Origin of the sequence: Actinomadura sp. KC345 (assembly GCF_004348515.1) — a bacterium.
Lineage (GTDB): Bacteria > Actinomycetota > Actinomycetes > Streptosporangiales > Streptosporangiaceae > Spirillospora.
The window spans coordinates 1-6,567 of the sequence record NZ_SMKH01000372.1; the positions used below are offsets into that span (position 1 = coordinate 1).

At 73.3% G+C, this 6,567-nt stretch carries 6 protein-coding genes; 4 read left to right on the top strand and 2 right to left on the bottom strand.

Annotated features, from left to right (window positions below; genetic code table 11):
• A partial coding sequence (locus E1281_RS42355; protein WP_243717734.1) for a histidine kinase dimerization/phosphoacceptor domain-containing protein occupies positions 1-802 on the bottom strand: 802 nt, incomplete at its 3' end.
• Between the two features lie 126 nt (positions 803-928).
• Here E1281_RS42355 and E1281_RS41525 point away from each other — a divergent pair.
• Genes E1281_RS41525 through E1281_RS35690 form a run of 4 tightly spaced genes read left to right on the top strand, consistent with a single transcriptional unit; the run spans position 929 to position 3,510 of the window.
• The gene (locus E1281_RS41525) at positions 929-1,828 is read left to right on the top strand and encodes an ABC transporter ATP-binding protein (RefSeq protein ID WP_131884113.1); all 900 of its coding nucleotides are present in this window, start codon (positions 929-931) and stop codon (positions 1,826-1,828) included.
• Positions 1,825-2,682: an ABC transporter permease gene (locus tag E1281_RS35680; RefSeq protein ID WP_207943694.1), complete on the top strand. Its 858-nt coding sequence runs from the start codon at positions 1,825-1,827 to the stop codon at positions 2,680-2,682. The genes E1281_RS41525 and E1281_RS35680 overlap by 4 nt, the downstream gene beginning before the upstream one ends.
• Before the next feature lie 25 nt (positions 2,683-2,707).
• Entirely contained in the window at positions 2,708-2,947 is a 240-nt protein-coding gene (locus tag E1281_RS35685) for a helix-turn-helix transcriptional regulator (RefSeq protein ID WP_131884115.1), read from the top strand.
• An 11-nt stretch (positions 2,948-2,958) separates the two neighbouring features.
• Complete coding sequence (locus E1281_RS35690) at positions 2,959-3,510, top strand: hypothetical protein (RefSeq protein ID WP_131884116.1); 552 nt, start codon at positions 2,959-2,961, stop codon at positions 3,508-3,510.
• Between the two features lie 4 nt (positions 3,511-3,514).
• Here the strand turns inward: E1281_RS35690 and glgP are convergent, their stop codons facing one another.
• Complete coding sequence (gene glgP, locus E1281_RS35695; protein WP_131884117.1) at positions 3,515-6,145, bottom strand: alpha-glucan family phosphorylase; 2,631 nt, start codon at positions 6,143-6,145, stop codon at positions 3,515-3,517.
• Positions 6,146-6,567: the final 422 nt, after the last annotated feature.

The window sequence follows — 6,567 nt, forward strand, 5'->3', positions numbered from 1 at the left end:
GGGCGGGGGCGACCGGGGCGGCCTCGTCGACCTGGCGCAGGACGCCGAGGGTGGCGCGCATCTCGCGGAGAGTGTCCTTGCTGGCCTGCTTGATCGCGGTGAGGGCGTCCTCGGCGCGCTCCGGTTCGCGGCGCAGGCCGTGCAGGGCGGCCGTGGCCTGCACGTTGATCAGTGAGATGTTGTGGCCGAGGACGTCGTGCAGTTCGCGGGCGATGCGCAGCCGCTCCTCGATGGCGCGGCGGCGCGCCTCCAGTTCCCGGCCGCGTTCGGCGACCCGGGCGCGTTCGTCGGCCTCCCGCAGGTAGGCGCGCCGGTTGCGGACGACGGCGCCGATCGCGATGACCGCGACGAACCAGCCGACGAGGAGGACGCCGGCCGCGTCCTCCAGATGGCTGGCGTCGCCCCGGTTCCCGTACGCGGTCGCGGCCAGCGCGGCGGCCGCGACCGCGGCCGCCGCCGCGAGATGCCCCTCCGCCGCCGCCGTGTACAGGGCTACGGCCAGCGTGATGATGACGAGGCCGTCGGGCTCGGTCAGCGGGTAGTAGAGCCCGCACGCGACGAGCGTGACGGCCGCCACGACGACGGGGCGCCTCCGCCGGAAGTACAGCGCCAGGCACGCGACGACCAGCAGCGACCAGGCGGCCTCGGGCTGGCGGGCGCGGGCGTCCCCCTCCTCCGGCAGGACGCTGAGGACCGACACGAGCAGGCATCCCGCGGCCACGAGCGCGTCGGCGTGGCGGCCGCGCGGCGGCAGGCGGAGAGCCCGTCCCAGGCGGGTGTCCCGCAGGCGCGACATTCCCATCCGCCCATCCTGTCAGGACCCGGCTGCTTGCAGAACTGCGATCGAATGTAGTACTTCTACTATCATTAATTGTATCGGTGCGGTGAACGATCCAAGTTCCCCTATCGCCTGTAGCAGGGAGTGTGCATGGACGGGACGGTGATCCGGGCGCGGGACGTGCGGATGCGCTATGGGCGCGCCGAGGTGCTGCGCGGCGTCGATCTGGACGTCCGGGCGGGTGAGGTGGTGGCGCTGCTCGGGCCGAACGGGGCCGGGAAGACGACCACGATCGAGATCTTCGAGGGGTTCCGGCGCCGCTCGTCCGGCGAGGTCACGGTGCTCGGCGCCGACCCCGGCAAGGGCGGCGGCGCCTGGCGGGCGCGGCTCGGGATCGTCCTGCAGAACTGGCGGGACCACCCGCGCTGGGGCGCCCGGCAGCTGCTCGCGCACGTGGCGTCGCTGTACGAGCGGCCCCGCGACCCCGACGAGCTGCTCGCGGTCATGGGGCTGACGGAGCAGGCCGGGCAGGCGGTCTCGCGGCTGTCGGGCGGGCAGCGGCGCCGGCTGGACGTCGCGCTCGGCATCGTCGGACGGCCCGAACTGCTGTTCCTGGACGAGCCGACGACCGGGTTCGACCCGCAGGCGCGCCGCGAGTTCCACGAGCTGGTCGAGCGGCTGGCCAGGGACGAGGGGCTCGCGGTGCTGCTGACCACGCACGACCTGGCGGAGGCCGAGCGGCTCGCCGACCGGATCGCGATCCTGGTCGGCGGCGAGGTCATGGCGTACGGGACGCCGTCGAGCCTGGCGGCGACCGCGCGGGCCGCCTCGGAGGTGCGCTGGATCGAGGACGGCGAGCTCCGCGCCGAGCGGACGGCCGACCCTTCCCGGCTGGCGTTCGAGCTGCACGGGCGGTTCGGCGGGCCGGTGCCGGGGCTGGAGGTCCGGCGGGCGTCGCTGGAGGACACCTACCTCGGCCTGGTCGCCACCGGACCGGACGCACGGGACGACGAGCCGGAGATCTTCGAGAACAGCGGGAGGGCCGCGTGAACACCCGGACGGCGATGATCGGGCTCCGCCGCGGCGGAGCCGAGTACATGCACTTCGTGCGCAACCGGCAGGAGTTCGTCAGCTCGCTGATCGGGACGGTCGGCGTCTACCTGGCGCTGGTCCTGTGGCAGGGCGGGCACGACGTGGAGGGCGCGGCGGGAGCCTCGCAGGCCGTGCTGATGACGGCCGGGTTCGTCGCGTTCGCGGTGTACACGGCCGGGCTGCTGAGCCTGCCGATGTCGATCGCGGCGGACCGGGAGGAGGGCACGCTGCTGCGCATGCGGACGATCCCGGACGGCGTCCCCGCCTACCTGATCGGCCGCGCGGTGTTCGTCCTGGCGCAGATCGGGACGTACGTGGCGCTGATGCTCGTCGCGGGTGTCGCGTTCGCCGGGCTCGAACTGCCGTCCGCCGCGGGCGACTGGCTGACGCTGGCGTGGGTCCTCGTGCTCGGGACGCTGTCGGTCGTCCCGCTGGGCGCGGCGCTCGGCGCGCTGCTGCCGGGGGCGCGGAACGCGGCGGGCATCCTGTCGCTGCCGATGATGGGCCTGATGCTCGTGTCGGGCGTGATGTTCCCGGTGACGGCCATGCCCGCGCCCGTCCAGTGGGTCGCGCAGGCGTTCCCGCTGTACTGGCAGGGCCTCGGGCTGCGGTCGGTGTTCCTGCCGGACGCGATGCTGGCCGCGGAGATCGGCGGGAGCTGGCGGCTCGCGGAGGCGGCGGCGGTGCTGGGTGCGTGGTCGCTGCTCGGGCTGCTGCTCGCGCCCGTCCTGCTGCTGCGCGCGGCACGCCGCGAGTCGGGGACGCGGCTTGCGCGAGCGCAGGAGCGGCGCGCCGCCCAGGGCGCGGTCTGAGTGCGGACTGCGGGAGACTGGGCCGGTGCCAGGGGACAAGGAGACCGTCTACAACCGGATCGCGGTGCTGCGCGCGGAACGCGGCGTCTCGCGCCGCGAGCTGGCCACGGCGTTGGGCGTCCACTACCAGACGATCGGGTATCTGGAGCGGGGCGAGTACAGCCCGAGCCTGCATCTCGCGCTCCAGATCGCGGGATTCTTCGAGGTGCCGGTGGAGGTCGTGTTCTCGCTGGCGCCGTTCCCGAGGCTGGGGAGCACCGGGTGAAGGGGGCGAGAGTGCACGAGCTGAGGCGGCGCTGGCACAAGGCACAGGAGGAGGGCATGGAACGCGGCACCCTGCATTCCTGGCACTCCACCCGGTCGCGCCGGCGGGTGACCGTCGGCGCCGGTGCCGCCGCGGCGGCGATGCCGTGGGCGGGGACGATCGTGTCGTGGCGCCTCGCGCCCAGCGACACCGCGATGTGGTGGACGATCGGGCTGTTCATCGCCTTCGTCGTCATCACGCTCCCGGTGACCGCCGCGCTGAACTCCGCCACCCGCGGGATGACCTCGCTCGCGGAGCACAGCCTGGACGAGCGCCAGGTGGCCGACCGGCTCCGCGCCTACACGATCGCGCACCGGACGATGCTCCTGGTGCTGGTCGTCCTCGTCGCCGCGGTGCTGTCCGTGGAGGGGGACCGGACCACGTTCGTCCCGATCGCGGCGGTGGTCACCGGCGCGGTCGCGCTGTTCACGACGCACCTGGCGCTGCCCGTGCTCGTCGCCGGATGGCGGATGCCCGACCCGCCGCCCGACGACGAGGACGACCTCGGCGGCGAGGACGGCTGACCCGCTAGCGCAGGTCGCCGTTCGTCATGCCCTGCGGGGCGGGCGGCAGCGCGACCAGGCCCATCTCGGCCCGTCCCGACAGCAGCGGATGGCTCGGCACCACGCGGACGCTGTAGCCGAACGCGCCGCTGCGTCCCAGCGGGACCTCCCCGACGTACCGGGTCCGGCCGTCCTCCGCCCGTCCGGCGCGGTCCAGCTCCAGGTGGGACGGGTCGATCAGCGCGTCGGAGTCGTCGACCCGGCCGTAGACGGCCTCCACGGCGACGTCGTCCGGGCCGAGGCCGCCGAGGTCGGCGACGACCCGCACCGACAGCCGCGCGCCGACCTGCGGGCTCTCCTCCCCGCTCGACTCGACGTGCTCGACGGCCACGCCCGGCCACGCCTCGCGGACGCGCCGCTTCCACGCCGCCAGCGTCCGCGCGCCCGCGTACTTGTCGGCGACCATGGCGCGCTCGGACGCCGCCGCCGGCACGTACAGCTCCTCGACGTAGTCGCGCAGCATCCGGGACGCGAGGACCTTCGGGCCGAGGGTGGCGATGGTGTGCTTGACCATCTCCAGCCAGCGGCGCGGCAGCCCGGCCGAGTCCCGGTCGTAGAAGGTGACCGAGACGTGGTCCTCGACCAGCTCGTACAGCGCGGCGGCCTCCAGCTCGTCGCGGCGGTCGGGCGCGGCGAGGCCGTCGGCGGACGGGATCGCCCAGCCGTTCTGGCCGTCGTACCACTCGTCCCACCAGCCGTCGAGGATCGACAGGTTCAGCGCGCCGTTCAGCGCCGCCTTCATCCCGGACGTGCCGCACGCCTCCAGCGGGCGCAGCGGGTTGTTCATCCACACGTCGCAGCCCTGCACCATGAGCTGCCCGAGCGCCATGTCGTAGTCGGGCAGGAACACGATCCGGTGCCGGACGTCCTCGGACCCGGCGAACCGCACGATGTCCTGGATGAGCCGCTTGCCGCCCTCGTCGGCCGGGTGCGCCTTGCCCGCGATGACGATCTGCACGGGGCGGTCCGGGTCCAGCAGGATCGAGCGGAGCCGGTCCGGGTCGCTCATCATCAGCGTCAGCCGCTTGTAGGACGGGACGCGCCGCGCGAACCCGATCGTCAGGACGTCCGGGTCGAGGGCGTCGTCGATCCAGGAGACCTCGGCCTCGCTGGCGCCGCGCTGGCGCCACGACTCGCGGAGCCGCCGGCGCGCGTCCTGCACGAGGCGCCGGCGCAGCAGTCCGCGCATCCGCCAGATCTCCGGTTCGGGGACATCGCGGACGCCCTCCCAGCCGCGCCCGGACTCCATCACCGACGGCAGCTCGCGCGCGGTGAACTCCAGCACCTCGCGGGCCACCCAGGTGCCCGCGTGGACGCCGTTGGTGATCGACCCCACCGGGACCTCGGCGGTGTCGAAGCCGCCCCACAGCCCGCCGAACATCTCCCGGCTGACCTGGCCGTGCAGCTCGCTGACGCCGTTGACGCGCTGCGCCAGCCGCATGCCCATCACCGCCATGTTGAACACGGTGCGGTCGCCGCCGGGGTAGTCCTCGGCTCCGAGCGCGAGGACCCGGTCGACGGGCACCTGCTCGGTCTCGTTCACCCCGCCGAAATACCGTCCGATCAGCTCGCGCGGGAACCGGTCGATGCCGGCCGGGACGGGCGTGTGCGTGGTGAACACCGTGCCCGCCCTGGCCGCCTCCAGCGCCTCGTCGAACGTGAGCCCGTCCTCGGAGACCAGCTCGCGGATGCGTTCCAGGCCGAGGAAGCCGGCGTGCCCCTCGTTGGTGTGGAACACCTCGGGCTCCGGATGCCCCGTGATGCGGCAGTACGCGCGGATGGCCCGCACGCCGCCGATGCCGAGCAGCATCTCCTGGAGCAGCCGGTGGTCGCCGCCGCCCCCGTAGAGGCGGTCGGTGACGTCCCGCGCGGACTGGTCGTTCTCCTCCACGTCGGAGTCGAGGAGCAGCTGCGGGACGCGTCCGACGCGCGCGACCCACACCTGCGCCTGGAGACCGCGGCCCTGTGCTTCACCCCCATGGCCACGCCCCACCGCCCCCGAGGGGAGGCCGATGGTGATCCGCACCGGTGTCCCGTCCCGCTCGCGCAGGAGGGTGAGCGGAAGCCCGTTGGGGTCGATCGGCGGGTAGCGTTCGAGCTGCCAGCCGTCCGGTGAGAGCGACTGCGAGAAGTACCCATGCCGGTACAGCAGCCCGACGCCGAGGATGGGGACGCCCAGGTCGCTCGCCGTCTTCAGGTGGTCGCCCGCCAGGATGCCGAGGCCGCCGGAGTACTGCGGCAGCGCGGCGGTGATCCCGTACTCGGGCGAGAAGTAGGCGATGCACGCGGGGCCGTCCGCCCGCGACTGGTACCAGCGCGGCGCCGTCAGGTATTCGCGCAGGTCCTCGGTGGTGTCCTGCAGCCGGCGCAGGAACCGCCGGTCCTCCGCCAGGCGCTCCAGCCGCTCCGGCGCGACCTCGCCCAGCAGCCTGACCGGGTCGTGGCGGACGGTCTGCCACAACGCCGGGTCCACGGCGCGGAACAGGTCGAGCGTCTCGTGGTGCCAGGACCACCGCAGGTTGAGGACGAGCTCCTCAAGCTGCCTGAGCGGCTCGGGAAGGACGGTGCGTACCGTGAAACGTCGGATTGCCTTCACACGACGTCACGCTATGCGGTGCGCCCCGATGGTGCGACGGCCGGACAGGTGAGCCTCTCCGAACCGACCGCTTCGAGGGCGGCTCTTGAACTCCGCGATGCCCCAGGTCACGAGGTCGCCCGCACGGCCTGAACTCGCCGATCACGGTCTCCGGGCGGCGCCTCACCGAGGGTGGCCGGAGCGCCGCGCAAAGTTATCGGAAACTGCAGGACGGTAGGCGCCGGTTCGCGGGCATGGGACGTTTCGGAAGTCTCGCACGGGTAGAGGTGGGCCTATGCAAGTCGAGTCCGGAACGTCCAGCGGGACCGGCATTCCGAGGCTTGGTCGCATCCCGATTCTCGACGTGGCGCCGGTGGTGGGGTGCGGGCGGTGGCCTGCCAAGGCGGTGGTGGGCGAGACGGTCGAGGTGTCGGCGACGGGGT